The 26526-nt window shown below is 64.2% G+C and carries 27 protein-coding genes; 12 read left to right on the forward strand and 15 right to left on the reverse strand.

Annotated elements, in window-relative coordinates:
- The first annotated feature begins 21 nt into the window (after nucleotides 1–21).
- Together BDOA9_RS05980 and BDOA9_RS05985 are read left to right on the forward strand one after the other, a co-directional pair.
- The gene (locus BDOA9_RS05980; RefSeq protein ID WP_025033037.1) at nucleotides 22–651 is read left to right on the forward strand and encodes a histidine phosphatase family protein; all 630 of its coding nucleotides are present in this window, start codon (nucleotides 22–24) and stop codon (nucleotides 649–651) included.
- A 179-nt stretch (nucleotides 652–830) separates the two neighbouring features.
- Nucleotides 831–1799: an AI-2E family transporter gene (locus BDOA9_RS05985; RefSeq protein WP_340162404.1), complete on the forward strand. Its 969-nt coding sequence runs from the start codon at nucleotides 831–833 to the stop codon at nucleotides 1797–1799.
- Between the two features lie 3 nt (nucleotides 1800–1802).
- Here BDOA9_RS05985 and BDOA9_RS05990 read toward each other — a convergent pair whose 3' ends face one another.
- The 8 genes from BDOA9_RS05990 to hisB form a co-directional block, all read right to left on the reverse strand.
- A complete protein-coding gene (locus BDOA9_RS05990) occupies nucleotides 1803–3773 on the reverse strand; it encodes a hybrid sensor histidine kinase/response regulator (RefSeq protein ID WP_042335545.1) in 1971 nt (656 codons plus the stop codon).
- Between the two features lie 502 nt (nucleotides 3774–4275).
- Nucleotides 4276–5232, reverse strand: a complete 957-nt coding sequence (coaA, locus tag BDOA9_RS05995) for a type I pantothenate kinase (RefSeq protein ID WP_025033040.1) — start codon at nucleotides 5230–5232, stop codon at nucleotides 4276–4278.
- 150 nt (nucleotides 5233–5382) lie between these two features.
- Nucleotides 5383–5706, reverse strand: a complete 324-nt coding sequence (locus BDOA9_RS06000; RefSeq protein WP_025033041.1) for a phosphoribosyl-ATP diphosphatase — start codon at nucleotides 5704–5706, stop codon at nucleotides 5383–5385.
- 89 nt (nucleotides 5707–5795) lie between these two features.
- On the reverse strand, nucleotides 5796–6569 hold the full coding sequence (gene hisF / locus BDOA9_RS06005; protein ID WP_025033042.1) for an imidazole glycerol phosphate synthase subunit HisF: 774 nt from the start codon (nucleotides 6567–6569) through the stop codon (nucleotides 5796–5798).
- Nucleotides 6570–6572: 3 nt separating this feature from the next.
- The gene (hisA, locus tag BDOA9_RS06010) at nucleotides 6573–7310 is read right to left on the reverse strand and encodes a 1-(5-phosphoribosyl)-5-[(5-phosphoribosylamino)methylideneamino]imidazole-4-carboxamide isomerase (RefSeq protein WP_025033043.1); all 738 of its coding nucleotides are present in this window, start codon (nucleotides 7308–7310) and stop codon (nucleotides 6573–6575) included.
- On the reverse strand, nucleotides 7307–7957 hold the full coding sequence (gene hisH / locus BDOA9_RS06015; RefSeq protein WP_025033044.1) for an imidazole glycerol phosphate synthase subunit HisH: 651 nt from the start codon (nucleotides 7955–7957) through the stop codon (nucleotides 7307–7309). The genes hisA and hisH overlap by 4 nt, the downstream gene beginning before the upstream one ends.
- The gene (locus BDOA9_RS06020) at nucleotides 7954–8484 is read right to left on the reverse strand and encodes a DUF2628 domain-containing protein (protein ID WP_025033045.1); all 531 of its coding nucleotides are present in this window, start codon (nucleotides 8482–8484) and stop codon (nucleotides 7954–7956) included. The genes hisH and BDOA9_RS06020 overlap by 4 nt, the downstream gene beginning before the upstream one ends.
- 64 nt (nucleotides 8485–8548) lie before the next feature.
- A complete protein-coding gene (gene hisB / locus BDOA9_RS06025) occupies nucleotides 8549–9142 on the reverse strand; it encodes an imidazoleglycerol-phosphate dehydratase HisB (RefSeq protein ID WP_025033046.1) in 594 nt (197 codons plus the stop codon).
- A gap of 204 nt (nucleotides 9143–9346) precedes the next feature.
- Here hisB and hslV point away from each other — a divergent pair, with 204 nt between their 5' ends.
- Genes hslV through BDOA9_RS06050 form a run of 5 tightly spaced genes read left to right on the forward strand, consistent with a single transcriptional unit; the run spans nucleotide 9347 to nucleotide 13511 of the window.
- A complete protein-coding gene (hslV, locus tag BDOA9_RS06030) occupies nucleotides 9347–9907 on the forward strand; it encodes an ATP-dependent protease subunit HslV (protein WP_025033047.1) in 561 nt (186 codons plus the stop codon).
- Nucleotides 9908–9910: 3 nt separating this feature from the next.
- Nucleotides 9911–10393, forward strand: a complete 483-nt coding sequence (locus tag BDOA9_RS06035; RefSeq protein WP_025033048.1) for a GNAT family N-acetyltransferase — start codon at nucleotides 9911–9913, stop codon at nucleotides 10391–10393.
- Nucleotides 10390–11004, forward strand: a complete 615-nt coding sequence (locus BDOA9_RS06040; protein ID WP_025033049.1) for a DUF2585 domain-containing protein — start codon at nucleotides 10390–10392, stop codon at nucleotides 11002–11004. Before BDOA9_RS06035 ends, BDOA9_RS06040 begins: the two co-directional genes overlap by 4 nt.
- Before the next feature lie 49 nt (nucleotides 11005–11053).
- Nucleotides 11054–12358: an ATP-dependent protease ATPase subunit HslU gene (hslU, locus tag BDOA9_RS06045; protein WP_025033050.1), complete on the forward strand. Its 1305-nt coding sequence runs from the start codon at nucleotides 11054–11056 to the stop codon at nucleotides 12356–12358.
- Between the two features lie 28 nt (nucleotides 12359–12386).
- On the forward strand, nucleotides 12387–13511 hold the full coding sequence (locus tag BDOA9_RS06050) for a hypothetical protein (RefSeq protein ID WP_025033051.1): 1125 nt from the start codon (nucleotides 12387–12389) through the stop codon (nucleotides 13509–13511).
- A 25-nt stretch (nucleotides 13512–13536) separates the two neighbouring features.
- Here the strand turns inward: BDOA9_RS06050 and BDOA9_RS06055 are convergent, their stop codons facing one another.
- The 3 genes from BDOA9_RS06055 to BDOA9_RS06065 are packed head-to-tail and all read right to left on the reverse strand — an operon-like array spanning nucleotide 13537 to nucleotide 16344.
- Nucleotides 13537–14127, reverse strand: a complete 591-nt coding sequence (locus tag BDOA9_RS06055) for a Smr/MutS family protein (protein ID WP_025033052.1) — start codon at nucleotides 14125–14127, stop codon at nucleotides 13537–13539.
- On the reverse strand, nucleotides 14124–15659 hold the full coding sequence (mltA, locus tag BDOA9_RS06060; protein WP_025033053.1) for a murein transglycosylase A: 1536 nt from the start codon (nucleotides 15657–15659) through the stop codon (nucleotides 14124–14126). Before mltA ends, BDOA9_RS06055 begins: the two co-directional genes overlap by 4 nt.
- The gene (locus tag BDOA9_RS06065; protein WP_025033054.1) at nucleotides 15637–16344 is read right to left on the reverse strand and encodes a Tim44/TimA family putative adaptor protein; all 708 of its coding nucleotides are present in this window, start codon (nucleotides 16342–16344) and stop codon (nucleotides 15637–15639) included. Before BDOA9_RS06065 ends, mltA begins: the two co-directional genes overlap by 23 nt.
- 398 nt (nucleotides 16345–16742) lie before the next feature.
- Between BDOA9_RS06065 and secB the strand changes: the two genes are divergently transcribed.
- Nucleotides 16743–17228, forward strand: a complete 486-nt coding sequence (gene secB / locus BDOA9_RS06070; protein WP_025033055.1) for a protein-export chaperone SecB — start codon at nucleotides 16743–16745, stop codon at nucleotides 17226–17228.
- Here secB and dnaQ read toward each other — a convergent pair.
- From dnaQ to BDOA9_RS06090, 4 genes are read right to left on the reverse strand one after another with little or no spacing between them, the layout of a single operon-like run.
- Nucleotides 17219–17941 (reverse strand): DNA polymerase III subunit epsilon, encoded by a 723-nt coding sequence (gene dnaQ, locus BDOA9_RS06075; RefSeq protein WP_025033056.1) that lies wholly within the window; start codon nucleotides 17939–17941, stop codon nucleotides 17219–17221. The two genes, secB and dnaQ, sit on opposite strands and share 10 nt — an antisense overlap.
- Before the next feature lie 29 nt (nucleotides 17942–17970).
- On the reverse strand, nucleotides 17971–18564 hold the full coding sequence (coaE, locus tag BDOA9_RS06080; protein ID WP_025033057.1) for a dephospho-CoA kinase: 594 nt from the start codon (nucleotides 18562–18564) through the stop codon (nucleotides 17971–17973).
- 24 nt (nucleotides 18565–18588) lie between these two features.
- Nucleotides 18589–19197, reverse strand: coding sequence for a Maf family protein (locus BDOA9_RS06085; protein ID WP_025033058.1), 609 nt, complete (start codon nucleotides 19195–19197; stop codon nucleotides 18589–18591).
- A gap of 9 nt (nucleotides 19198–19206) precedes the next feature.
- A complete protein-coding gene (locus tag BDOA9_RS06090; protein ID WP_025033059.1) occupies nucleotides 19207–20052 on the reverse strand; it encodes a pyruvate, water dikinase regulatory protein in 846 nt (281 codons plus the stop codon).
- Nucleotides 20053–20512: 460 nt separating this feature from the next.
- Here BDOA9_RS06090 and hemJ point away from each other — a divergent pair, with 460 nt between their 5' ends.
- From hemJ to mnmG, 4 genes are all read left to right on the forward strand, one after another.
- Complete coding sequence (hemJ, locus tag BDOA9_RS06095) at nucleotides 20513–20947, forward strand: protoporphyrinogen oxidase HemJ (RefSeq protein WP_025033060.1); 435 nt, start codon at nucleotides 20513–20515, stop codon at nucleotides 20945–20947.
- A 256-nt stretch (nucleotides 20948–21203) separates the two neighbouring features.
- Complete coding sequence (gene rho / locus BDOA9_RS06100) at nucleotides 21204–22469, forward strand: transcription termination factor Rho (protein WP_011083462.1); 1266 nt, start codon at nucleotides 21204–21206, stop codon at nucleotides 22467–22469.
- A 312-nt stretch (nucleotides 22470–22781) separates the two neighbouring features.
- On the forward strand, nucleotides 22782–24140 hold the full coding sequence (mnmE, locus tag BDOA9_RS06105; RefSeq protein WP_025033061.1) for a tRNA uridine-5-carboxymethylaminomethyl(34) synthesis GTPase MnmE: 1359 nt from the start codon (nucleotides 22782–22784) through the stop codon (nucleotides 24138–24140).
- A gap of 415 nt (nucleotides 24141–24555) precedes the next feature.
- Nucleotides 24556–26436, forward strand: a complete 1881-nt coding sequence (gene mnmG / locus BDOA9_RS06110) for a tRNA uridine-5-carboxymethylaminomethyl(34) synthesis enzyme MnmG (protein WP_025033062.1) — start codon at nucleotides 24556–24558, stop codon at nucleotides 26434–26436.
- Nucleotides 26437–26526 lie beyond the last annotated feature (90 nt).

Genomic DNA, 26526 nt, shown 5'->3' on the forward strand with positions numbered 1-26526 from the left:
TTGCAACAGAGGATCTTGCGCATGAACGTGCTTTGCCGCCTCGCCCTCATTGTCCTCCTCGCCGGAAGCTTCCGGCACGCAGCAGCCGATACACCGGACCTCATCTCGTCGCTCAAGCAGGGCGGCTACGTCCTTATCTTCCGTCACACCGCCACCGACGACAGCCAGAAGGACGTCTATCCCTTCAAGTTCGACGACATGAGCGCCCAGCGTCAGCTCAGCGAGAAGGGCAGGGAGGCGGCGCGCCAGATCGGGACGGCGATCAAGGACCTCGCGATCCCGATCGGCGACGTCTACACCAGCCGGCTCAACCGCGCGGTCGAGGCCGGCAAGCTGATCTCCGGCCGCGAGGTCAAGCCGGTCGACGCGCTGACCGACAGCAGCAACGCCAGCGCATCGGGAATGGCGAACCCGACCGGCGCCAATGCCAGGGCCGGGCAGGCCGTGCGCCAGCTCGTCGATGCGCCGCCGAACGCCGGCACCAACACATTCCTGGTCACCCACAAGACCAACATCGCCGATGCCTTCGGCAAGGAGGCCGGCGACGTCGGGGAAGGCGAATCCTTCGTCTACAAGGCCGGCAGCTCGGGCCCGGCCACCTTCGCAGGGCGCATCAAGCTTGCGGATTGGATCGCGAAAGCGGGCAAATGAGGGACCGGAAAACCGGCCCGGACTGCCGCTCCGCCACGATGTTGTGCTACGGACGACGTCTGGCGAACGAATGAAGAGCTGGCGAACACGTGAGAACATCGGAAGACCGTTCATTCCTCATCCTGCTCGGCGCGATCTCCCTTGCCTTCGCCTGGGTGCTGTGGCCGTTCTCCGGTGCCGTGTTGTGGGCCACGCTGCTGGCCATCATCTTCGCCCCGTTCTATCGACGGGTCCTGGAATCCCTGCCCGAAAAGCACAACCTTGCTGCCCTCATCACCGTCGTCGTGGTGATCGTCATGGTCCTGATCCCCGTGGCGATCGTGATCGCTTCGCTCATCGACCAGGGCGGAGAGCTGTACAAGAGCGTTCAGAGCGGGGAGATCAGCCTCACTCATCCCCTGCAACAGCTGAAATCCGCGCTGCCTGCCTGGGCCGCATCGCTCGGGGACCGACTCGCCAGCATCGACCTTTCGTCCCTGAGGGAACGCCTGTCGGGTCTGGTCGTCCCTGCCGGGCAGCAGCTGGCCGGCCACGCGATCAACATCGGTCAGGTGACGCTGGAGTTCGTCGCAAGCCTGCTCGTGATGCTGTACCTGCTGTTCTTCCTGCTGCGCGACGGCGACGAGCTCAATGCCCGCATTCGCGAGGCGCTCCCGCTGCGCCCGAGCCACACCGCCGAAATTCTCGATGTCTTCACCCTGGCGGTTCGTGGAACGATCAAGGGGATCGTTCTCGTCGCCTTGATTCAGGGGGCGCTCGGCGGGCTCATCTTCTGGCTGCTCGGCCTGACGGCGCCGCTATTGGCCGGCGCCCTCATGGCGCTGCTCTCGCTGCTGCCGGTGCTCGGCTCCGCGCTGGTCTGGGTTCCGGTTGCGCTTTACCTGCTTGTTGCAGGTTCGGTCACGAAGGGACTCATCCTGCTCGCTTTCGGCACCTTCGTGATCGGCCTTGCCGATAATTTTCTCCGCCCGATCCTGGTCGGCCAGTCGATCCAGATGCCGAGCTATGTCGTGCTGCTTGCCACCCTGGGCGGCCTAGCGACGTTCGGAGCGAACGGCTTCGTCATCGGCCCGCTCGTCGCCGCGATGTTTCTGACGACGTGGCACATCTTCGTCGTCGGGGAGGCGCGAGATGAGGTCCGAAAGTAACCGTCATCCCTTGGCCGGCCGGTCCAGGATCTCGCGCACACGCAGCGCCAGCTTCGCCTGCGAAACGGGCTTTTCGAGAACATCGACGCCTTCATCCAGTCGGCCCTGATGGACCACGGCGTTCCTGGAGTATCCCGTCATGTAGAGAGTCTTCAGTCCCGGCCGAATCTGCTGCGCCCGTCTTCCGAGCTCGCGACCATTGATTCCGGGCATGACGACGTCGGTCAGAAGCAGATCCACTCTCGGCTCCTCCTGGAGCAGAATGGTCAGAGCGCCTTGAGCGCTCGGTGCGGACAGGACGCGGTAATTGAGGTCGCGCAGGACATCGCACACATAGGTCCTGAGGTCGGAATCATCCTCGACAACGAGAATCGTCTCCACCTTCTCGCCTTCGGGCAGCACGCCCTCCGGCTCGTTGGCAGCCGCTTGGCTCGTGCCGAGGTAGCGGGGGAAATACATCTTGATGCTGGTGCCGTGACCGACCTCGCTGTAGATCTTCACGTGCCCGCCGGATTGCTTGACGAAGCCGTAGACCTGGCTGAGACCGAGCCCCGTGCCATGCCCCGGCTCTTTCGTCGTGAAGAAGGGCTCGAACGCGTGATCGAGCACCTCGCTCGACATTCCGATTCCCGTGTCGGTCACACAAATCGCGACGTACTGACCTGGCGACAGCTCGGGATTGATGCGGCTGTAGTCATCGTCGGCCGAGACGTTCACGGCCTCGACAGTGAGCTTGCCGCCGTCCGGCATGGCGTCGCGCGCGTTGATGGCGAGATTGATGATCGCCGACTCCAGATGGTTTGCGTCGGCCTCGATCTGCCACAGGCCGGCGCTGCCGACGGTTTCAACTTCGACCCGCTCGCCGAGTGTGCGCTGCAGGAAGTCCTGCACGCCGTTTAGGAAGTTGTTGACGTTGATCGGCTTCGGATCAAGAGCCTGGCGGCGCGAGAAGGCAAGCAAGCGGCTGGTCAGCGCCGCAGCTCTCTGGGCACCACGCTTGGCGTGGCCGAGAGCACGCTGGAGATTGCCGCTGCCGGCCAATTGGCGGGCATTGCGCTCCGCGGTCTCGATGTTGCCCAGCACGATCATGAGGAGGTTGTTGAAATCATGCGCGATGCCGCCGCTCAGCTGCCCGACGGCCTCGAGCTTCTGCGAGGCAAGCAGTTGCTCCTGAACCTGCTTGAGCTCGTCCTGCGCGCGCTTGCGTTCGGTGAGATCGCGCGTGACCTTGGCGAAACCGATGATCTCGCCTGCCTCTCCCACGATTCGATCGATGATGACGGACGCCCAGAAGCGCGTTCCATCCTTTCGTAACCGCCAGCCTTCGGCTTCGAAGCGGCCGTGCTCGCGAGCTTCCGCCAATGCCCGTTTGGCGACTCCGCTTGCGAGATCTTCCGGCGTGTAGAACCGGCTGAAGTGCTGCCCGATGATCTCATCCGGAGCATAGCCTTTGATGCGCTGAGCTCCTGGATTCCAGGTCGCGACGTTGCCGTGCGGATCGAGCTGGAAAATGGCATAGTCGATCACGGCCTCGATCAACCGGCGATAGCGTCGCTCGCTCTCGAGCAGTTCGGCGTGCGCTTGCTGCCGCTCGGTGATGTCCCGCGTCACCTTGGCAAAGCCGATCAGGCGACCCTGCTCGTCCCTGATCGCGTCGAGGACGACGAGGGCCCAGAACCGACTGCCGTCCTTGCGCACCCGCCAGCCCTCGGAATGGAAGCGCCCGCTTTCACGCGCCGTCGCCAGCGCTTTCTCGGGCAGGCCCGCGGCACGATCCTCCGGGGTGTAGAACCCTGAGAATGACTGGCCGACGATTTCGGCTGCGGAATAGCCCTTGAGACGCTCGGCGCCTGCGTTCCAGCTCCGCACGATTCCGTCGGTATCGAGCATGAAGATGGCGTAATCGACGATCGCGTTGACGAGCAACTCGAGACGACGACCGTCGTCGAGCTCGTCAAGCGGTGTTCGATTCATTCGGATCCTCAGGGGCGAGTGGACGGCGGAATGGCTCAACGGATGAGCAACATACTGGTTCCCATGATGGTACTGTTGTACCGCCGCCTAAGTACGCATTTGCAGCGCTGGCAATGCCCTGCGACATCGCCGGGGAGCAAGCTCGAGATCGGCAACGACGTTATGCCGCGTGTGCGAAGAATCGCGGCGCCGAAAGTCGACCGGGCGGTCCCTGGGCGCCCTTGAAGACCGTGTCTGTCCGGGCGGCGCGCTTGCAGTGCGGGCACACAAAAAGATGGGCGATGACCGGGTCCGGCTCGTCCGCGAGCAATTCCGAGCGATACCACCTCATCTCGACGTGGCAGTCCGGACATGTCGGCGCTTCAAGATGCTCTGCTGCGCTTCTGAGACGATCAACCATGGCCCCTCACGTTTGGAAGGCCATAACGGAATACCCTTAGTTAGTCTGCATCAAAAGGTACTCAGCTCAGAAATTTGCGACCGGCTCAGTTGCCCGGCTCTGCTACAGCCGCCTGAGCGCAACGCTCTCCACCGTGTGGTCGGCCCCCTTCTTCAGGATCAGCGTCGCGCGGGGGCGGGTCGGCAGGATGTTATCCTCGAGATTGGCGAGGTTGGTGCGTTCCCAGATCGCGACCGCGGTGGCGGTGGCCTCCTCGTCCGACAAAAGCGCGTAGCGGTTGAAGTAGGATTTCGGATTGGTGAATGCGGTATCGCGCAGCGCCAGAAAGCGCTTGATGTACCATTGCCGCAGCGCCGCTTCGTCGGCGTCGATATAGACCGAGAAATCGAAGAAGTCGGAGACCACGGGCACCGCCTTGCCGTCGCGCGGCAGCTTGCCGGTCTGCAGCACGTTGACGCCTTCGACGATCAGGATGTCTGGCTGGTCGACCTCGGCCCACTGGCCCGGCACGATGTCGTAGGTCAGATGTGAATAGACCGGCGCCCGCACGTGGCCGCGGCCGGACTTGATGTCGGAGAGGAAGCTGAGCAGCAGCGGCAGGTCATAGCTCTCCGGGAACCCCTTCTTCTGCATGAGGCCCTGACGCTCGAGCACCGCGTTGGGATAGAGGAATCCGTCCGTCGTGATCAGCTCGACCTTCGGCCGCGGCGACCAGCGCGCCAAGAGCGCCTGGAGCACGCGGGCCGTGGTGGATTTCCCGACCGCGACCGAACCGGCGACGCCGATGATATAGGGCACCTTGCGGTCGCGGATGTTGAGGAACTGGCGCTCCGCGTAATACAGCCGCTGCATCGCATCGACGTAGATCGACAACAGGCGCGACAGTGGCAGGTAGATGTCCTCGACCTCCTGCAGGTCGAGGCGGTCGTGCAGCGAGCGCAACCGGTCGAACTCGCCCGGCTCCAGCGTCATCGGCGTATCGTCGCGCAGTCGCGCCCATTGCTCGCGCGTATAGATGCGGTAGGGATTGTACTGCTGCTCGGGTGCGCGGATATCCATGACGCCGCCTTTCCGTTGCGATCTGTTCGCCCTTGCCCAAAGCGCGATGAGATTTCGTCATCGCGCTTTAGTTTGTTGTTGACGCATGATCTTTCCGGAAAACCGCTTCGCACTTTGCGCTAGCGCGGCCCTTCGGGTCCGGATCATGCTTTAGCCGCCCTTGCGCGACGCCTTCTCTTCCAGCCCCGACATCGAGGTCCGCTTGTCCAGCGCGGCCTCGACCTCTTCCAGCTTTATGCCGCGCGCCTTCAGCAGCACAAGGAAATGATAGAGCAGGTCGGCACTTTCAGCGATCAGATGCGCGCGATCGTTTTCGACTGCAGCGATTACGGTTTCGACTGCTTCCTCGCCGAACTTCTTGGCGCAATGCTCGGGGCCTTTGTCGAGCAGCTTGCGGGTATAGGACGCTTCGCCGCCGGCCGCCGCGCGGGCGTCGATGGTTTCGGCCAGATCATGGATCGTGAAACGCGGCATCGGACACACTCGGAAACACGCTTGGCGACAGATTGGACCATGGCGGCCATCGCTATCCGCCAATGTAGCATCGTTACGGACCGGAGTCGTCAGGCATCCAGGCGCATCGGCAGCCCGCGCCGCGCCATGTGCTCCTTGGCCTCGCGAATGGTGAATTCCCCGAAATGGAAGATCGAGGCGGCCAGCACGGCGGTGGCGTGCCCGTCGCGAATACCGTCGACGAGATGGTCGAGATTGCCGACGCCGCCCGAGGCGATCACGGGAACGGGAACGCTGTCGGCGATCGCGCGGGTCAGCGGAATGTCGAATCCCTGCCTCGTGCCGTCGCGGTCCATCGAGGTCAGCAGGATCTCGCCGGCGCCGAGCGAAACGACCTCCTGGGCATATTCGATCGCGTCGATGCCGGTCGAGTTGCGGCCGCCATGGGTGAAGATCTCCCAGCGGTCACCGCCCGGACGCTTGACGCGCTTGGCGTCGATCGCGACCACCACGCACTGCTCGCCGAATTTTTCGGCAGCTTCCTTGACGAACTCGCGCCGCGACACCGCGGCGCTGTTGATCGACACCTTGTCGGCGCCGGCGCGCAGCAGCGTCTTGATGTCGCCCACCTCGCGCACGCCGCCGCCGACGGTGACAGGCATGAAGCAGGCTTCCGCCGTGCGCCGGACCACGTCCAGCATGATGCCGCGGTTCTCGTGGGTCGCGGTAATGTCGAGGAAGGTGAGCTCGTCGGCGCCGGCGGCGTCATAGGCGATCGCGGCTTCCACGGGATCGCCGGCATCCCTGAGATCGACGAAGTTGACGCCCTTGACGACGCGGCCGTCCTTGACGTCGAGGCAGGGGATCACGCGTACCTTGAACATGGGTCAGCTCCTGCGCGCGTCGCGGATCAAGGTGAGGGCCGCAGCCGGATCGAGCCGGCCGTCGTAAAGCGCGCGGCCCGCGATCGCGCCGGCCAGCTTTTTCGCGCGTGGCGTCAGCATGGCTTTCACGTCCTCGATCGAGGCGAGGCCGCCGGAGGCGATCACCGGAATGGAGATGGCATCGGCCAGCGCGATGGTCGCCTCCAGGTTCAAGCCCTTGAGCAGGCCGTCGCGCGCGATATCGGTGAAGATGATGGCGGCAACGCCGGCATCCTCGAACCGCTCTGCGATCTCCAGCGCCGTGACCTGCGACGTCTCGGCCCAGCCTTCAACCGCGACCTTGCCGTCGCGCGCATCAAGCCCGACCGCGACGCGGCCGGGAAACTTCTTCGCCGCAGACTTCACCAATTCAGGATCACGCACCGCGGCGGTGCCGATGATGACGCGGGTGATGCCCTTGTCGAGCCAGGCTTCGACCGTCTTGAGATCGCGGATGCCGCCGCCGAGTTGTACCGGAATCTTGATCGTCTTCAGCATCGCCTCGACGGCGTCGGCATTCACCGGCTTGCCGGCAAAGGCGCCGTCGAGGTCGACGACGTGGAGATATTCAAAACCCTGCTCGGCAAAGCTCTGCGCCTGCGCAGCCGGATTGAGGTTGAACACCGTCGCGCGCGCCATGTCGCCTTGCTCGAGGCGCACGCACTGGCCATTCTTGAGGTCGATCGCGGGAAAGAGAATCACGGTTTCCATCGCAAGAAGTTCGAGATCAGGGCCAAGCCGAAACGCTGGCTCTTCTCGGGGTGAAACTGCGTGCCGATGGCGGTGTCCTTCGCGACGATCGCGGTGACGGGCCCGCCGTAATCGGCGCGCGCGAGCACGTCCGCCTCGCTGGCGGGATTGAGATGATAGGAGTGCACGAAGTAAGCGTGCTGGCCCTTCGGGCCGAGCGGCAGCTTGTCCAGCACCGGATGCTCCTTGAGCACCTCCAGCGTATTCCAGCCCATGTGCGGGATCTTCAGGCTTTCATCGCGCGGCGTGATCTTCTCGACGTCGCCGCCGATCCAGTTCAGGCCTTCGGTGATGACGTGTTCCTTGCCGCGGCTCGCCATCAGCTGCATGCCGACGCAGATGCCGAAGAACGGCCGCGCCTTGACGCGGACCGCTTCGGTGATCGCCTCGACCATGCCGTTGACGGCATCCAGTCCACGCCGGCAATCGGCGAAGGCACCGACGCCCGGCAGCACCAGGCGGTCGGCCTCGTAAGCCTGATCGGGGTCGCTGGTGACGAAGACCTTTTGCGGGCTCTCCAGGCTGCGCGCGGCGCGCTCGAATGCCTTGGCGGCGGAGTGCAGATTGCCGGAACCGTAATCGATGATGGCGACGCTCATCTTGACCCTCCCGGTTCTGGAAACAATCCAATGATGCCGCCGGCCGGAAGCGGCGGCGGGTTCGAGAATGGCTGGCCCGGCACGCCCCGGGTCGGCGGCGGACCGCCGCGATCGATGGCCCATTGATCATTGACGATGCCGTTCTGCTTCTGACTCCAGCGCTCGAAGAAGCGGCGCTCCGCAGTATCGCTGTCGTCGGCGACGACGACGTCGAGCTGCCGCCACTTGCCGCGCGACAAGGTCCAGCGGCGCAGGCTCGAGGCCTCGAGGCCCATCAGCAGCGCGACGATGCAATCGGCGAAGAAGATCGAGGAGCGCCCGACGCCGAGGCTCGACAGCCCCGTGTTGAACGCGACCACGAAGATCAGATAGCCGATCAGCGCCAGCCACAGCCGATTCCACAACAGCCAGAACGGACCGAAGATCATCGCCCAGAAATGGAAGCCGTCGCGCACGAGCACGAACTTGTCGGTCGCGCGCAGATCGGCTCCGGCGGGTGAGGGAGCGTGAACTGTGTAGACAGGCATGGTGATGCCCCGTTCTCGAGAATTCAGTGATGCCGCCAGCAGCGTTCGCCGCAAGACGGAGATGTCAGCCGCCGAGCGAGCCCTTGGTGGACGGGATCTCGCCCGCCGCCTTCGGATCGATCGCGACGGCGGTGCGCAGCGCCCGCGCCAGACCCTTGAAGCAGGACTCGGCGATATGATGGCTGTTATCGCCATATAGGGTCTCGACGTGGAGAGTCACGCCGGCGTTGATGGCGAAGGCCTGGAACCACTCGCGCACCAGCTCGGTGTCGAACTCGCCGATCTTGTCGCGCGGGAAGGCGGCCTTGAACACCAGGAAGGGGCGGCCCGAGATGTCGATGACGACGCGCGTCAGCGTCTCGTCCATGGGCATGTGCACGCCGGCATAGCGGGCGATGCCCGCCATGTTGCCGAGCGCCTGCCTGACCGCCTGGCCAAGCGCGATGCCGGTGTCTTCGGTGGTATGGTGATAATCAATGTGCAGGTCGCCCACCGCCTTGACCGTGAGGTCGATGCGGGAATGGCGGGCGAGGAGATCGAGCATATGGTCGAAAAAGCCGATGCCGGTCGCGATATTGGCCACGCCGGTGCCATCGAGGTTCACGGAGACCTCGATGTCGGTTTCCTTGGTCTTGCGCTTGATCGTCGCGGTGCGCATTGAAAGCTGGCTTTCATCCTAGCTAGGGAGCCGAAAACGCCAGTCTCTTAACAGCCAAATGACACCTTCGCTACTGCGGGAACGGCCGGCCGGGCCTCTACTTCTGCCTATGGTGAGCGAAATTCGGCCCGGAACGGCCCGTTGTGCCCCGGTTGTCCCCTTTGCCCCGACCGCCTAAATCAGGCCGGACAACGAGGATCATTCATGCAGGATTCCCAGAAGAGCTCGCCGGGCTGGCACGGCACCACGATTTTGACGGTCCGCAAGGGCGGCAAGGTGGTGGTCGGCGGCGACGGCCAGGTCTCGATCGGCCAGACTGTGATCAAGTCCAACGCCAAGAAGGTCCGCAAGCTCGGCAAGGGCGACGTCATCGGCGGCTTTGCCGGCGCCACTGCCGACGCCTTTACGCTGTTCGAGCGGCTGGAATCCAAGCTCGAGCAATATCCGGGGCAGCTGACCCGGGCCGCGGTGGAGCTCGCCAAGGACTGGCGCACCGACCGTTACCTGCGCCGGCTGGAGGCCATGATGATCGTGGCCGACAAGGACGTCTCCCTGGTGCTGACGGGCACCGGCGACGTGCTCGAGCCCGAGGCCGGCGTGATGGCGATCGGCTCCGGCGGCAATTACGCGCTGGCGGCGGCCCGGGCCCTGCTCGACACCGACAAGGACGCCGAGACCATCGTCCGACGGTCGCTGGACATCGCCGCGGACATCTGCGTCTACACCAACCGGAATGTGACGATCGAGAGCCTCGCGACGGGGTAGGTGATGGCGCCAGCCTACACCTTCCGCCCGATGACCATGGCCGACATGCCGCTGATCCGGCGCTGGCTGGACGCCCCGCATGTCGCCGAGTGGTGGCATGATCCCGAGACGCTGGAATTCGTCGGCGGCGACCTCGACCATCCCGACCTGGCGCAGTTCATCGTTGACCACAATGACCGGCCCTTGGCCTACCTGCAGTGCTACCGGCTCGGCGATTGGCATGTCAGCTTCGGTCCGCAGCCCGTCGGCACTCGCGGCCTCGATCAGTTCATCGGCGAGGCTGATATGCTCGGATGCGGGCACGGATCGGCTTTCATCCGCGCCTTCATCGACGAACTCTTCGCGCGCGGTGTGCCGCGCATTGTGATAGACCCGAGTCCTGCCAATGCCCGAGCCATTCGTGCCTATGAGAAAGCTGGTTTCGTGCCGCAGCGCGAGATCGTCACGCCCGACGGTCCCGCACTCCTGATGATCCGAGACCCATGACGCTCGCCGCAACGCCCGCCGCCAAGGCCACATTCCCGCCGCTCGCCTGGGTCGGCATCGCGCTGTCGCTGTTGGCGCTGCAGGCGGCGATCCTGCTTGCGATGGGGCGGGTGCCGATCTGCGCCTGCGGCACCATCAAGCTGTGGCACGGCGTGGTCAACAGCTCGGAGAATTCCCAGCAGATCGCCGACTGGTACACGTTCTCGCACGTGCTGCACGGCTTCCTGTTCTACGGCCTGACCTGGCTGCTGTTCGCACGATTGCCGTTCCCTCTCTCCTGGCCGGCACGGCTGATCATCGCGATGCTGATCGAAGGCGCCTGGGAGATCGTCGAGAACTCGCCCTTCATCATCGAGCGCTACCGCGCCGGCACCATCTCGCTGGATTATTACGGCGACAGCATCCTCAATTCGGTCTCGGACAATCTGGCCATGATCCTCGGGTTCCTGGTCGCACGCGCGCTGCCCGTGAGCGCGACCGTGCTGCTCGGCATCGCCTTCGAGATCGTGCTGGCGCTCCACATTCGCGACAATCTGACGCTCAACATCCTGATGCTGATCCATCCGGTCGAGGCCGTGAAGCAATGGCAATCCGGCCCGCCGATCATCTGACCCAAAATGCGGCTTGTCCTTGGCCGCCTGCCGCCCTAGCTAAGCAGACATGACAGACTTCTCCCCCCGCGAAATCGTTTCCGAACTCGACCGTTTCATCGTCGGCCAGGGCGACGCCAAGCGCGCCGTCTCGATCGCGCTGCGCAACCGCTGGCGCCGGCAGCAGCTCACCGGCTCCTTGCGCGAGGAGGTGCTGCCGAAGAACATCCTGATGATCGGCCCCACCGGCGTCGGCAAAACCGAGATCGCGCGGCGATTGGCAAAACTCGCGAATGCGCCGTTCCTGAAGGTGGAGGCGACCAAGTTCACCGAGGTCGGCTATGTCGGCCGCGACGTCGAGCAGATCATCCGCGATCTCGTCGAGGTCGCGATCGCCCAGGTGCGCGAGCGGAAGCGCAAGGACGTGCAGGCGCGCGCCCAGCTTGCCGCCGAGGAGCGTGTGCTCGATGCGCTGGTCGGCGCCAATGCAGGCTCGGCGACGCGGGAATCCTTCCGCAAGAAGCTGCGCGCCGGCGAATTGAACGACAAGGAAATCGAGATCGAGACGCAGTCCTCCGGCGGCGGCATGCCGATGTTCGAAATCCCGGGCATGCCGGGCGCGCAGATGGGCGCGATCTCGATCGGCGATATTTTCGGCAAGCTCGGCGGCCGCAGCAAGACGCGCCGGCTGACGGTGGAGAGCTCGCACGAGATCCTCGTCAACGAGGAATCCGACAAGCTGCTGGACACCGAGCAGCTGACGCTGGAGGCGATCAGCGCGGTCGAGAACAACGGCATCGTGTTCCTCGACGAGATCGACAAGATCTGCGCCCGCGACGGCCGCGTCGGCGGCGACGTCTCGCGCGAGGGCGTGCAGCGCGATCTCCTGCCGCTGATCGAAGGCACCACGGTCTCGACCAAGCACGGCGCGGTCAAGACCGACCACATCCTGTTCATCGCCTCCGGCGCCTTCCACGTCGCCAAGCCGTCCGACCTGTTGCCGGAATTGCAGGGCCGCCTGCCGATCCGCGTCGAATTGCAGGCGCTGACCCGCGACGACATGCGCCGCATCCTCACCGAGCCCGAGGCCTCGCTGATCAAGCAATATGTCGCCCTGATGCAGACCGAGGGCGTGACCCTCGACATCACCGACGATGCCATCGACGCGCTGGCCGACATTGCGGTTGCCGTCAACTCGACGGTCGAGAACATCGGCGCAAGGCGGCTGCAGACCGTGATGGAGCGGGTGCTGGACGAGATCTCCTTCACCGCCCCCGACCGCAACGGCGAGACCGTCCGTCTCGATGCGGCTTACGTGCAAAAGCACATCGGCGACCTCGCCAAGAACGCGGATCTGAGCCGGTTCATTTTGTGATTCGGAGCGGTCGCGCTATTGATGCGGCGTGACCGTACCCATCCTGCAAAATCCCTGGCGGCTCCTGCTCGCGATCAACGCGGCGATCATCGTCGGCGTCTTCGTCCACAAGATCCAGCTGCCGCCTTACGTCCCCTACATCCATCTCCTGGTCGATTATCATTTCGGCTTCATCAAGCGCGCGCTGATCGGGGCCATCGTCGCGCTGTTCACGGCGAAAGTGCCGGTTTGGCTGGTGTTCGCGCTCGGCGGGGCGACGTGGCTTGCAACGCTGGGCCTCTATGCCAGGCTGTTCCAGACGACGTTCGGCTTCTCCGCGAAAACGCTGCCGCTATTCGTCTTCACCGCGGGCTCGCCGTTCTTCCTGAAGAACTTCATGCACACGCTCGGCCATTTCGACATCTATGGCTGCGCGCTGGCGATCATCCTGCTGCTCGTGCCAGCCGGCTCGCTTCTCTTCGTGGCGACGGCTGCGCTGTTCTCGGTCATCCTCGTGCTGATCCATCACATTCATCTCCTGATGTACGTGCCGACGATCATCACCATCGTCGTGATCCGGCACTATCTCGCTTGCGGCTGCCGCCGCAGCAATGTCGTCTTCGGTGTGATCGCCCTCGCCGCCGTCTCCGCGCTGTTCTTCGCCGCGCAGTTTCTGGGAACGATGCCGATCCCCGAAGCGGACTTCGTCGCCTATCTGAAGAGCCGGATGGTCGATCCTGCGCGCACAGACCTCTTGCAATTCGCCTACATCTGGTACCAGCCGCTGGCGAAAGAGGTTGCGGACACCTGGGGCCGCCTGCCGCACAACATCCTCGGCCTGCCCGTGTTCGCGCTATTGATCTGGCTGCACACGCCGCTGTGGCGCTTCTTCGCCAGCCTGGTCGGCGCGCTCGCCTGCGATCTGCACAAGCGGCTCGTCATGACAGCCCTGCTCGGCATCAGCATCGCCTATCTCGTGATGTTCGCGATGGTGTTCGACTATTCGCGCTGGATCTCGAACTGGGCGGTCTGCATGTTCCTGATGCTGCATGCGGTGAAGATGCTGCCGGCCAGGCAGGAAGCTGCCCCGATTCCGGCGGAGGATCGGAAGACCAACATTTTCGGCCTCATCATCACGCTGATCCCACGCGTCGGAATCATCCGGCCATTTTAGGCGGTGCTCGCATGCGCCGAGACTGCTACCCCCGCGCCCGCCTGATCCGCACATACAGCGCCCCCTCGCCGCCATGGCCGATCGCGGCTTCCTCGAAGCCGACGACGAAGGCGCGGAATTCGGGCAGGCTCAGCCATTCCGGCACCTGGCGGCGGAGCACGCCGCTTTCGCCGCCGCTGCGTCCCTTGCCGGTGATGACGAGCACGAAGGTGAGGCCGTCCTGATGGGCGCGGTGCAGGAAGCCGGCCAGCGCGCGATGGGCGCGCATCTGGGTCATGCCGTGCAGATCGAGCCGCGCCTCGATCTCGCTGCGGCCGCGCGACAGCTTCGTCCGCTCGCGCTTGCCGAGCGGCGCAAGCGGCGGGATCGACGGCTTTGCGGCGCGCGGCGCCGGTGCAGCGGTAACCGGCCTAGGCGGTGGCGAAGGCCTGGTCACCTCGGTCGCGGGCGACGCCTCGGTGCGCGGGGCGGCATGCGCCTTGGCCGCGCGATACTTCCGCAGCGGCTTGACGTGCTTTGCAACGAGATCCCACAGCTCGCGCTCTTCCTCGCTCAGCGCGCGACGGCGCGGCGAGGGGCGGGGCTCCAGCACGGGCGGACGGGACGGCCGTTTCATTGCGGGCGATGAGGACGATTCTTCGCCGGACGGCGCGGCTCAGGGGCAGGCTCGATCGCGGGACGCGGCACCGGCAGCGGAACCGGGCCGGCGACGGCAATCGTTTCGGTCTTGCCTTGCGCCGCCGCGGCGACAGGCGTGCCGGTCTTGGCCGGATCGGTCTGCGGAAACAGCTTTGCGATCTTCTCGGCGGGCCTTGGGTCCGGGATCGGCAGCTTCGCGGCGCGCGGCGCCGGATCGAGGCTCTTCGGCACCAGCATCACGAATTGCATGGGATGGCGCAGCCGCCCCGAGACGCGGCCGGCTTCCGCGCCGGCGCCGAAAAACAGATCGGCACGCGCAGGCCCGATGATGGCCGAGCCGGTGTCCTGCGCGATCATCAGCCGGCGAAACGGCGTCTTGGTGCGTTCTGACTCGATCGGCAGCTCGCCCTCGATGAAGAACGGCGTGCCGTAGACATGCAGCGATTTGTCGACCGCGATCGAGCGCCCCGCGGTCAGCGGAATGCCCTGCGCGCCGACTGCCTCCTCCTTGTCGGAGAGGTTGACCTCGCGGAAGAAGATGTAGGCGCGGTTCGCGCGCCGCAGCTCCTTGGCGCCGTCGGGGTTCTGCGCCATCCACTCCCTGATCCTCTGCATCGACATCTCCTCTCTCGGGATGATGCCGCGCTCGATCAGGATGCGACCGACCGCCGTGTAGGGATAGCCGTTATAGGCGTCGTAATTGAGTCGGACCGAGCTGCCGTCCTCGAACTTGATGCGGGCCGAGCCCTGGATCTGCGCGAACAACAGATCGGTCGGATCCTTCAGCCAGGCGATCTCGAGCCCGCGGCCTGCGATCTTGCCATCCTCGATCTCGCCGCGGTCGTAATAGGGCACCAGCTTGCGGCGGCCGATCTTGCGATAGACCGGGCCCTTGTTGGGCAGGCTGAGCGAATCCTGCTTGTAGCCGCGCACGAACAGGTTCGAGGGACGGCGATAGACCGGCACGTTGTAGACATCGGTCTGCGTGCGCGATCCCTCCAGCACCGGCTCGTAATAGCCGGTGACGAAGCCTTCGGGCTCGCCGAGCCGCGAGATCCGCAGCGGCGTGAAATTCTCCTCGAAGAAGGTCTTCGCTTTGGCATCGTCGGCGAGATCGAGCGTCTTGGCAGCCCGGCAAGGCTCGCTGAGCGAGCTGCCCAAAGCCTTGGGCTCGGCCTTGGCTTCGCCGTTCTGCGCATTGATCGGTTTGCAGCTGGCACGGAAGGTCTTGTAGGCGGCGAGATGATTGTCGTCGCCCCATCCCTTCACGTCCGTCCAGGCCAGCGGCAGATATTGCGCACCGGGAATTTCGAACGGCAGGGAAAGCTGCGGATAGGGCAAGGCCCGCGGCGGAGCGGCAGGCGTTCTCGGCAGATGATGGTGGTGACTGCGGTGATGACGCCGCGCCGCTTCGGCACCGAGCGAAAACGACGCCAGCACGACGGCGCCTGCGCAAAGCGCCGTCGCGCTGTTCTTCAGGAAAATCTTAATTCGCGCTTCCGGTGCCAACCAGCTTCCAGTTCGGATCGCGAGAGGAGATATCGCGGGCGAAAGTCCAGATATCGGTGATGTCGGCGACCGTGTCGGCGCTGCCGTCGACGATGTTGCCGGCCTTGTCGCGGGTGGCCGAGATCATCTGCGAAACGAAGCGTACGGTGAGCTGCGCACTGCGATCGCGCAGCTCGGCGCCGACGAGCTCGGCCTTGTCGATCGACACGAAGCGCGTCTCGGTCTTCTGCTCGTTCTTCTCGCGCTCCTTGATCGCGGCGTCGAAGCTGTCATAGACGTCCGACGACAACAGATCGCGCAGCGCGCGGCGGTCGCCATTGGCGAAGGCCAGCACGATCATCTCGTAGGCGCCGCGCGCGCCCGAGAGGAAATGGCGCGGGTCGAAGCTGGAATCCTTCTCGAGGATGGCGTCGAGACCCTGCGCCAGCTCAGTGCCCGGTTCGGCCAGCCCTTTCCAGCGATCGGCCGGCGCGGTCGGCTCGGCCGTCGGCGCCAGCGGGGCCTGGTCGATCACCTTGCCCGGCACGGTCACGACGTTGTTGTCCTGGGCACCTCCCAGCGCATTGCGGGCGGCGGTGCGATCGAACGGCGGCCGCTCGTTGCCCGTGCGCTGCCCCAGCACGCTCCGCAGCCGCAGGAAGATGAAGACGGCCAGCGCCAGGAATATGATGGTGTAGATGTCCACGTCGTATTCGCTTTCTGGTCTTGTCAGGGCTCGTTGCCGGGAAAATCAATCCGGCCAGTAGACCGTTCCCAACGGAAACGGCAAGTCTACATCACCATTTTCGGTCCACGTCAGGTCCCGTGGGATGTAGGCACGAAATCTTGCCCGGCCAATGGCGCCTTTTGGCACAGCGCCAAGTGTAGCGCGTTTTATGCTTAAGGGGAAACCCGATCCTGGCCGGAAATCGCGCATCTTCAATCGTTTAAGGCGAAATTTCGCGAAAAAGGCAGGATGAACGTCCAAGGCGCGGGCTCAGCCTGAATTCCCGGTCCGGGACCGTTCGTCCTTGTGGAACGAGTAGGCCCTATGTTAGCCAACCGCCGCGAAATTCAGCCCCAATCGGGTAAGGAGACACTTTCATGACCAACGGTAACGGCACCCCTCCCGAGGCGGCCCAGGCTCCCCAGCTCAACGTGCTGGCGCAATATACCAAGGACCTCTCGTTCGAAAATCCCAACGCGCCGGGCTCGCTCCAGCAGCAGAGCCAGCCGCCGCAGATCAACATTCAAATCAACGTCAGCGCCAACAATCTCAGCGAACAGGAATTCGAGGTGACGTTGTCGGTCGAGGGCAAGGCCGAGACCGCAGGTAAACTGATGTTCTCGTTCGAGCTCGCCTATGCCGGCGTGTTCCGGATCGTCAACGTGCCGAAGGAGAACCTGCATCCGCTGGTCATGATTGAGTGCCCGCGCCTGTTGTTCCCGTTCGCGCGCGAAATCATCGCAACCGCAGTGCGCGACGGCGGGTTCCCGCCGCTGATGCTGGATCCGGTCGACTTCGTCGGCCTCTATCGGCAGAACATGGAGCGGCAAATGGCCGCTCAGGGCCAAGCCGGTCAGGCCTGAGCCACCGCGGCCGCGGCTGGACCGGGCAGGTACTCGTTCCAGATCGCCTTGTCGCCCATGGTTGCGATGAAGGCCCGATGGGCCTCGCGCTCAGCTTCCGAAATCCGCGGCGCGAGCGGCACCGGACGTTGCCGCCGCGGCGCATCGCCGGCGCCGCTGACCCCGATCTCCTCGGCATTCGAGGCCAGCAGCAGCTGCGACTGCCGCGCCCCGACCAGATCGACATAGACCTCGGCCAGCAGTTCGGCGTCCAGCAGCGCGCCGTGCTTGGTGCGGTGTGAATTGTCGATCGAATAGCGCGAGCAGAGATCGTCGAGCCGGTTGGACACGCCAGGATGCTTGCGACGCGCCAGCAGCAGGGTATCGACCAGGCGCTCACGCGGGATCGCAGCGCGCTTGATGCGGTCGAGCTCGGCATTGATGAAGCCGATGTCGAACGAGGCGTTGTGGATCACCAGCGGGGCGTCGCCGATGAACGCGAGAAAGTCGTCGGCGACCTCGTAGAACAACGGCTTGGTCGCCAGGAATTCGGACGACAATCCGTGCACCGCAAACGCCTCCGCCGGCATGTCCCGCTCGGGGTTGATGTAGACGTGATACGTCTGTCCGGTCGGCATGCGGTTGAAGATCTCGACGCAGCCGATCTCGACCAACCGGTCGCCGCGCAGCGGATCGAGGCCGGTGGTCTCAGTATCGAGAACGATTTCACGCATGTCTGTTGATAGCCGTGTGAGGCGGCGAATCAGGCGCGCCGCTGCGGCATCTTAACGACCTCGGCCAGGATGTGCGCGATTTGGGCTCGCACCGGGTCAAGTCCATGTGAGGTATCCACCACGAAATCGGCCCGCTTGCGCTTCTCGGCATCCGGCATCTGCTTGGCGATGATGGCCTCTAGCTTGGCCTCGTCCATCGTGCCGCGCGCCAGCACTCGCTGGCGCTGCAGCTCCGGCGAAGTCGAGACCACGACCACCGCATCGACCCGCTTCTCGCCGCCGGTCTCGAACAGCAGCGGGATGTCCAGCACCACGACGGGCGCCTTGGCGGCTTCGGCAAAGAATTTCTGCCGGGAAGCGCCGAGCATGGGGTGAACGATCTGCTCGAGCTGCTTGATCGCGGCAGGATCGTGCACGACGCGCGCCGACAGCTTTTGCCGGTCGACCTTGCCGTTCGCGGTGGTGCCGGGGAAGGCGGCCTCGATCGCGGGGGCGGCCTCGCCCTCATAGAGCTGATGCACGGCGGCATCGGCGTCGTAGACGGGAACGCCGGCCTCCGCGAACAATTTCGCGGTGGTGGACTTGCCCATCCCGATCGAGCCGGTCAGTCCGAGAATCCGCATTCAGCACCCAGCCTTCTGTCGCATCTACAACGCAATTAGCCGCTCGCTGCGCAGATAGGCAAGCAGCGGCAGCAGCGGCAGGCCGAGGATGGTGAAATGATCGCCCTCGATGTGCGCAAACAGATGGATGCCGAGGCCCTCGAGCTGATAGGCGCCGACGCTTCTGGTCACGGCCTCGCCGGCGGCGTCGAGATAGGCCGAAAGCTCGGCTTCGCTCACGGGCCGCATGGTCATGCGCGCCACGGAAACATCCTCGAAGACGATCCTGCCATCCCGCGCCACGGCGATGGCTGAATTCAGCTCGTGCGTCTCACCGGCGAGGTCGCGCAATTGCGCCAGCGCCTGGGCGCGCCCAGCCGGTTTGTTGAAGAGACGGTTCCCGAGGGCCAGCGTCTGGTCGGCGCCAATCACGAAGTGTCCGGGATGACCGGAAGAGACCGCCCTGGCCTTCTCGCGCGCCAGCAACAGGGCGATCTCGCGCGGGTCCGAAAGTCTTGACGCAGCCTGAATGCCGCGCTCGTCGATGTCAGCCGTGACGGCTTCGAAATCCAGCCCGGCATTGGCCAGCAGCATTTTGCGCGCGCTGCTTTGCGAGGCCAGGATCAGCGGGGATATGCCGCGCCACGCATTCATGGCCGAAGCTTACTCGGACGGCCGGTTGCGCTGGCGATCGCTGTACAGCTTCATGATCGCCGCCGCGGTTTCCTCGATGGAGCGGCGCGTCACGTCCAGCAGTGGCCAGTCATGCTTGGCGCTCAGCTTGCGCGCGAACGCGACCTCCTCGGTGACCGACTGCCTGTCGGTGTAGGTGTCGCTGCGGCTGCCGGACTCGGCGCCCATGGACAGCAGGCGATTCTGCCGGATCTGAATCAGGCGTTCCGGCGTCGCGTGCAGGCTGACCACCAGCGGCCGCGTCAATGTCTCCAGTTGCGGCGGCACCGGAATGCCTGGCACCAGCGGCACGTTGGCGGTGCGGATGCCGCGATTGGCGAGATAGATCGACGTCGGCGTCTTCGAAGTGCGGGATACCCCGACCAGCACCACGTCGGCCTCGTCGAGACCTTCGACATGCTGACCGTCGTCATGGATCATCGTGTAGTTCAGTGCGTCGATGCGTTTGAAATATTCCGCATTGAGCACGTGCTGGGCACCGACACGGCCGGTGGTCGCTGCGCCCAGATAGGCTTCGAACAGCTGCATCACCGGCCCGATGATCGACAGGCTCGGAACATTGATCTGCTTGCACTTGTCCTCGAGTCTGGCGACCAGGTCCTTCTCGAGCAGCGTGAACAGCACGATTCCCGGCGCTTCCTCGATCTCGTCGAGCACGCGGTCGAGCTGTTTCTGGCTACGCACCAGCGGATAGACGTGCTCGACCGGCGTCACGTTGGCGTATTGCGCCGCGACCGCGCGCGCCACGGTGATGAGCGTCTCACCGGTGGAGTCCGAGACCAGGTGGAGATGGAAATAATTGTTCGAGGTCGGCACAAAAACCCTTTGAATTTCGTTGGGGCGGTTTGTGGATTTCTGTGGAGCTTAACCCCTCGGAAAGGGATGCGCGACACCAGGGGCGGGACAAGCAGCGATTTTCTTCACACCGCTGCCGGTCAGGACAAGTCCGGCGCCCCGCCGGGAGGGAAGCGGGATTGCGCGGACAAGTCCCTTGATAAGCTGCCGATACAAACGCGCAAGCCTTTGACGCCGACTGATTTATCGGAAGTCGATAAAGGCTGTCCGGGACATGTGGATGGATGTGAACAAGCGCACGCGAACGCGCGGACGGAATTGCGTGAGTCCAATCCACGGTCACATAGACTCAAACCTTAAGAATCTAAGATTCTAGATTTGAGGAAGGCGCATCCGAGGGATATGTGTGCGGGGTAAGACCTTAACGAGTTCTTACTATCCCCAGCGTTCCCCGAGCGGGCAGCAAGCCGGACCCCCGAAAATGTTCGAAGACGTCTATCTCTGGATCAAGGCGCTCCACGTGATCGCCGTCATCTCCTGGATGGCCGGCATGCTCTATCTGCCGCGGCTGTTCGTCTATCATTGCGAGGCCGAAATCGGCTCGAAGCAGTCCGAGACGTTCAAAATCATGGAACGCCGGCTGCTCAAGGCGATCATCAACCCCGCGATGACGGTCACCTGGCTCGCCGGGCTCTATCTCGCCTGGTCCGGCCATTGGTTCTCGTTCGGCTGGCTGCACGTAAAACTGGCACTGGTCCTGGTGCTCTCGGCGGTCCACGGCTTTTTTTCCCGCTGGGTCAAGGATTTCGCCGCTGACAAGCGCCCGCGAAGCCAAAAATTCTATCGGATTATCAATGAGGTGCCGACCGTCCTGATGATTGTCATCGTGATCATGGTGATCGTGAAGCCGTTCTAGGCAAAACGCGCGGCGATTAGCTCAGCGCTTCGGCTTGCGGAGCGCTAGGCGATTTTCTATATTGTCGACATCCCACCCAACGCAGGCGGATGTGGTTGTGTCCGAGCCTTCCAGAGGCTGGATACCGCATCAGGTTTGAAGCCTCTCCGGCACTCTCCTTGCCAGACCTGCGGACCTTACCTGCACCTGCTCGCGTCCGCATTTCAGAGCCTCCTCGCACCCCCCTCTTTTCAGGTTACCCCACAGGACCACCCCAATGCGGGAAATCAAACTCCAGGACCTCAAGTCGAAAACCCCGGCCGAGCTGGTCTCGTTCGCGGAAGAGAACGGGGTCGAGAACGCCAGCACCATGCGCAAGCAGGAGCTGCTGTTCGCCATCCTCAAGCAGCTTTCGCTCGCCGAGACAGATATCGTCGGCGAGGGTGTCGTCGAGGTTCTCTCCGACGGCTTCGGCTTTCTCCGCTCACCCGATGCGAATTATCTGCCGGGTCCGGACGACATCTACGTTTCGCCCTCGCAGATCCGCCGTTTCGGCCTGCGCACCGGCGACACCATCGAAGGCCACATCCGCAGCCCGAAAGAGGGCGAGCGCTACTTCGCGCTGCTGAAGGTCAACACGCTCAATTTCGAGGACCCGGAAAAGGCCAAGCACAAGGTCAATTTCGACAACCTCACGCCGCTGTTTCCGAATCAGCGTTTCCGCATGGAGATCGACGATCCGACGCGGAAAGACCTGTCCGCACGCGTGATCGACATCGTTGCGCCGATCGGCAAGGGCCAGCGCGCGCTGATCGTGGCGCCGCCGCGCACCGGCAAGACCGTGCTGATGCAGAACATCGCGCACTCGATCACGCACAATCACCCCGAATGCTATCTGATCGTGCTCCTGATCGACGAGCGTCCGGAAGAAGTCACTGACATGCAGCGCTCGGTGAAGGGCGAGGTCGTGTCCTCGACCTTCGACGAGCCGGCGGTGCGCCACGTCCAGGTTGCCGAAATGGTGATCGAAAAAGCGAAACGCCTGGTCGAGCATGGCCGCGATGTCGTGATCCTGCTGGATTCGATCACGCGCTTGGGGCGCGCCTACAACACCGTCGTGCCGTCATCCGGCAAGGTGCTGACCGGCGGTGTCGACGCCAACGCGCTGCAACGCCCGAAGCGCTTCTTCGGCGCGGCCCGCAACATCGAGGAGGGCGGCTCGCTGACCATCATCGCGACCGCGCTGGTCGATACCGGCAGCCGCATGGACGAAGTCATCTTCGAGGAGTTCAAGGGCACCGGTAACTCCGAGCTGATCCTGGACCGCAAGGTCTCGGACAAGCGCACCTTCCCGGCGATCGACATCTCGCGGTCCGGCACCCGCAAGGAGGAGCTCATCACCGATCCGCAGGTGCTCAAGAAGATGTACGTGCTCCGCCGTATCCTCAATCCGATGGGCACGATGGACGCGATCGACTTCCTGCTCGACAAGCTGCGCTCGACCAAGAGCAATTCGGAGTTCTTCGACTCCATGAATACCTGAGTGCACTGCAGCAAAAAGTTCGGGGCGCCTTCGGGCGCCCTTTTTGCTGCGGTTCTGCTGCAGCGAAGATGCAGCATGGACGGTAAGCCGTAGGCCGGTCTCAACTCCTCCGTAAGTCATTGATCTGACGAAATAATCCTATAGCCTTGGTCCACCTCTCTATCAGCAGATCAGGCGATCTGCAGCAAATGCTGCAGATATATTGCGGGGCAATATTAGATCTACTGCGGAATCTGGCGCAGCAAAGCACCGTTGGCTCGATCGCGAAAACCGGACGTTTGCGTTTTCGGCGACAGCCGCACAAATAGGCCCATGCATCCGCGAGACCAGACCATTTTTGCGCTGTCATCCGGCCGGGGACCGAGCGCGATCGCCGTGGTCCGCGTCTCCGGCTCGCAAGCCGGCCTCGTGTTGACGACGCTTGCCGGCCGGCTGCCGGTGCCGCGAAAGGCGAGCCGCCGGCTGCTCCGGGACGGGGCGGGCCGGCCGATCGACGATGCGGTCGTGCTCTGGCTTCCGGGACCGGGCAGCGCGACGGGGGAGGACATCGCCGAATTTCACGTCCATGGCGGCCGCGCGGTACTGGCGGCGCTGCTCAGAGAAATTTCGGATATATCGAATACGCGCGCGGCGGAGCCCGGCGAGTTCACCCGGCGCGCCTTCGAGAACGGCAAGCTCGACCTCACCGAGGCCGAGGGCCTCGACGACCTCATTCACGCCGACACCGACCGCCAGCGCCGGCAGGCGCTGCGCCAGTTGCAGGGCCTGCTCGGCGACCGCGCGCGCGACTGGCGCGAGCGCATCATCGAAGCCTCCGCGCTGATCGAGGCCGGCATCGATTTTTCCGATGAAGGCGACGTGCCGGCGGAACTGCGGGCGCCGGCCGTGAAAGCGATCAAGGCGCTTCATGACGAGATCGCAGAAGTCCTTGCGGCACAGGGACATTCTGAACGGCTGCGCGACGGCCTCGTGGTTGCGATCGCTGGCGAGCCGAATGTCGGCAAGTCGACGCTCATCAACCAGCTGGCGCGCCGCGAGGTCGCGATCGTCTCGCCGCACGCCGGCACCACGCGTGACGTGATCGAGGTGCAGCTCGATCTCGACGGCTACCCGGTCACGGTGATCGACACCGCCGGCATCCGCGAGACTGACGATCCCGTCGAGCAGGAAGGCGTACGCCGCGCCCGCGCGCGAGCCGGGGACGCCGATCTGGTGCTGTGGTTGGTGGAGGGCGGGCAGGCCGTCGATCCCGATATAATGCGCTCGCGCTGGACATCGGTGAACGGTGTTGCTTCGTCCGGCGGCTCGGTCTGGATCGTCCGGAACAAGATCGATCTCGGCGGGGTCGCAGGAGCTAGGCCGCGCGATGAGTTCGGGATCTCGGCAAGCCGGGGCGACGGCATCCCCGAGCTGGTCGAGGCGCTGGTGAAATTCGCTTCGGAGTTCTTCGGGACGACTGAGGGGGCCCTGGTCACCCGGGCCCGCCAGCGGGAGTTGTTGAGCCGGGCCTCAGACAGTTTGCGCCGGAGCCTGGACCTTGTAGAAGACGGCGAGGAGCTCGCGGCCGAAGAGCTGCGCGCCGCGGCCTACGCCTTGGGCCGGCTCTTGGGCCGCGTGGACGTCGAGGACGTCCTCGGCGCCATCTTTCAGAAATTCTGTATCGGAAAGTAGCGCTAGTTCTTCATTGTAGAACTAGCGCTTGTTCCATTTCTTCTGCTTCACGTGAAACACGAGCGGGCCTCCGCTTGTTTCACGTGAAACACCGCTCTCTCAACGTCATTGCGAGGAGCCATTGCGACGAAGCAATCCAGACTGCCTCCGTCGCGGGACTCTGGATTGCTTCGCTTCGCTCGCAATGCGGCTCCGCGATCAAGCACAAGGGCACACGAGGGGGTGTTGACCTCGCGGCCGAGCGCGCCGATTCGTTTCACGTGAAACAGCGGGCGGATCGATGCCCCCTTCCTACTGTGCATGGGGTTGTTTTCTCGAAATGCCATTTTGACTTGGGCCCCGCTTGTTTCACGTGAAACACGAGGCCCCGAGTTTCCACTTCCGGCTTTCCCGGCTCTGAGCTAGAAGTCCGCCCATGCGATCAGAGCGAGAGAGTTTTGACGTCATCGTCATCGGCGGTGGCCACGCCGGCTGTGAGGCCGCAGCGGTGGCTGCCCGGATGGGTGCGGCAACCGCTCTGGTGACACACCGTTTCTCGACGATTGGCGCCATGTCCTGCAATCCCGCTATTGGCGGGCTCGGCAAAGGCCATCTGGTCCGTGAGGTCGATGCGCTCGACGGCCTGATGGGCCGTGTGGGCGATGCCGGCGGCATCCAGTTTCGCGTCCTCAATCGCCGGAAAGGTCCTGCCGTCCGCGGTCCCCGAGCCCAGGCCGATCGCAAGCTCTATGCGGCGGCGATGCAGAGCGCCATCCGCCAGACCGACGGCCTCTCCGTCATCGACGGCGAAGCCGACGAGCTGGTCGTGGTCGAGGGACGGGTGACCGGGCTCCGCCTGGCCGACGGCCGGGAGCTTCGGGCAGGGGCCGTTGTCGTCACCACCGGCACCTTCTTGCGCGGCCTGATCCATCTCGGTGAGAAGAACTGGCCCGCCGGCCGGGTCGGCGAAGCCCCGGCGATGGGCCTTTCCAGCTCCTTCGAGCGGGCTGGCTTCACTCTCGGACGCCTCAAGACCGGGACCCCGCCGCGTCTGGACGGCACCACGATCGACTGGTCCGCGGTCGAGATGCAGCCCGGCGACGAGCCGCCGGAGCCGTTCTCGGTGATGACCGAGCGGATCACGACGCCGCAGATCCAGTGCGGGATCACCCGGACCACGGCCGCGACGCATGAGGTGATCCGGGCCAATGTCCATCGTTCCCCGATGTACTCCGGCCAGATCAAGAGCTCCGGACCGCGCTATTGCCCCTCGATCGAGGACAAGATCGTCCGCTTCGGCGACCGCGATGGTCACCAGATCTTCCTGGAGCCGGAAGGCCTGGACGATACGACCGTCTATCCCAATGGGATCTCCACCTCGCTCCCCGAGGACGTCCAGCTCGCCATCCTCGCCAGCATCCCCGGTCTGGAACGGGTCAAGATGGTCCGCCCGGGCTACGCCATCGAGTACGACCACATCGATCCCCGCGAACTCGATCCGACCCTGCAGACCAAGCGTCTGCGCGGTCTCTTCCTGGCCGGGCAGATCAACGGCACCACGGGATACGAGGAAGCCGCCGGGCAGGGCATCGTCGCCGGCCTGAACGCTGCGCTTGCCGCCAGTGGCGCCGCTCTAACCGTGTTCGACCGGGCAGACGGCTATCTCGGCGTGATGATCGATGACCTCGTCACCCGCGGGATCAGCGAGCCCTATCGGATGTTCACCTCCAGGGCCGAATATCGGCTGACGCTGCGGGCCGACAATGCGGACCAGCGCCTGACGGAGAAAGGGATCGCCCTGGGATGCGTCGGCGGCGCCCGTATCAGGCATCATCGCGCCAAGATGGACGCCTTGAACGCCGCCCGGACGCTGTCGAAGTCCCTGACTATCACCCCGAACGAGGCGATCAAGCACGGGCTGTCGCTGAACCGGGACGGCCAGCGCCGCTCGGCCTTCGAGCTGATGGCCTATCCGGAGATCGGCTGGAGCCAGGTCCGCGCGATCTGGCCGGAGCTGTCGGCCATCGATCCCGCTATTGCCACCCATCTCGAGATCGACGCCAAGTACGACGTCTATCTGGAGCGCCAGAGCGCCGACGTCGAAGCCTTCCGGCGTGACGAGGGCATGGTGCTGGCGGATGTCGATTACCAACTCGTTCCCGGTCTCTCCAATGAAGTGCGCGCCAAGCTGGAGAAGTCGCGACCGTTCACCGTCGGCCAGGCCGGCCGGATTGACGGGATGACCCCGGCGGCGCTCGGCATTCTCGCGGCCTACCTCCGCCGCGAGGCACGGAAGACCTCCAAAGCAATCGCATAAGCCAATCGCAAAAGGCGTTTCACGTGAAACAGCGCGGACCCGGCGGGGATCGACCGCCATCGCGACGACCCGGAGCGGGTGAGGGCGCTG

The organism is Bradyrhizobium sp. DOA9, from assembly GCF_000617845.2.
GTDB lineage: Bacteria > Pseudomonadota > Alphaproteobacteria > Rhizobiales > Xanthobacteraceae > Bradyrhizobium.

Coding starts and splice junctions, on each gene's coding strand:
- mnmE (WP_025033061.1), top strand. CDS start 22,782: ATGCATCCGCGAGACCAGACCATTTTTGCGCTGTCATCCGGCCGGGGA.
- mnmG (WP_025033062.1), top strand. CDS start 24,556: ATGCGATCAGAGCGAGAGAGTTTTGACGTCATCGTCATCGGCGGTGGC.
- hemJ (WP_025033060.1), top strand. CDS start 20,513: ATGTTCGAAGACGTCTATCTCTGGATCAAGGCGCTCCACGTGATCGCC.
- coaA (WP_025033040.1), bottom strand. CDS start 5,232: ATGGATATCCGCGCACCCGAGCAGCAGTACAATCCCTACCGCATCTAT.
- BDOA9_RS06040 (WP_025033049.1), top strand. CDS start 10,390: ATGACGCTCGCCGCAACGCCCGCCGCCAAGGCCACATTCCCGCCGCTC.
- coaE (WP_025033057.1), bottom strand. CDS start 18,564: ATGCGGATTCTCGGACTGACCGGCTCGATCGGGATGGGCAAGTCCACC.
- BDOA9_RS06085 (WP_025033058.1), bottom strand. CDS start 19,197: ATGAATGCGTGGCGCGGCATATCCCCGCTGATCCTGGCCTCGCAAAGC.
- BDOA9_RS05990 (WP_042335545.1), bottom strand. CDS start 3,773: ATGAATCGAACACCGCTTGACGAGCTCGACGACGGTCGTCGTCTCGAG.
- hslV (WP_025033047.1), top strand. CDS start 9,347: ATGCAGGATTCCCAGAAGAGCTCGCCGGGCTGGCACGGCACCACGATT.
- dnaQ (WP_025033056.1), bottom strand. CDS start 17,941: ATGCGTGAAATCGTTCTCGATACTGAGACCACCGGCCTCGATCCGCTG.
- BDOA9_RS06020 (WP_025033045.1), bottom strand. CDS start 8,484: ATGCCTGTCTACACAGTTCACGCTCCCTCACCCGCCGGAGCCGATCTG.
- BDOA9_RS05980 (WP_025033037.1), top strand. CDS start 22: ATGAACGTGCTTTGCCGCCTCGCCCTCATTGTCCTCCTCGCCGGAAGC.
- hisF (WP_025033042.1), bottom strand. CDS start 6,569: ATGTTCAAGGTACGCGTGATCCCCTGCCTCGACGTCAAGGACGGCCGC.
- hisB (WP_025033046.1), bottom strand. CDS start 9,142: ATGCGCACCGCGACGATCAAGCGCAAGACCAAGGAAACCGACATCGAG.
- BDOA9_RS06000 (WP_025033041.1), bottom strand. CDS start 5,706: ATGCCGCGTTTCACGATCCATGATCTGGCCGAAACCATCGACGCCCGC.
- BDOA9_RS06055 (WP_025033052.1), bottom strand. CDS start 14,127: ATGAAACGGCCGTCCCGTCCGCCCGTGCTGGAGCCCCGCCCCTCGCCG.
- hisH (WP_025033044.1), bottom strand. CDS start 7,957: ATGAGCGTCGCCATCATCGATTACGGTTCCGGCAATCTGCACTCCGCC.
- rho (WP_011083462.1), top strand. CDS start 21,204: ATGCGGGAAATCAAACTCCAGGACCTCAAGTCGAAAACCCCGGCCGAG.
- BDOA9_RS06035 (WP_025033048.1), top strand. CDS start 9,911: ATGGCGCCAGCCTACACCTTCCGCCCGATGACCATGGCCGACATGCCG.
- secB (WP_025033055.1), top strand. CDS start 16,743: ATGACCAACGGTAACGGCACCCCTCCCGAGGCGGCCCAGGCTCCCCAG.
- hslU (WP_025033050.1), top strand. CDS start 11,054: ATGACAGACTTCTCCCCCCGCGAAATCGTTTCCGAACTCGACCGTTTC.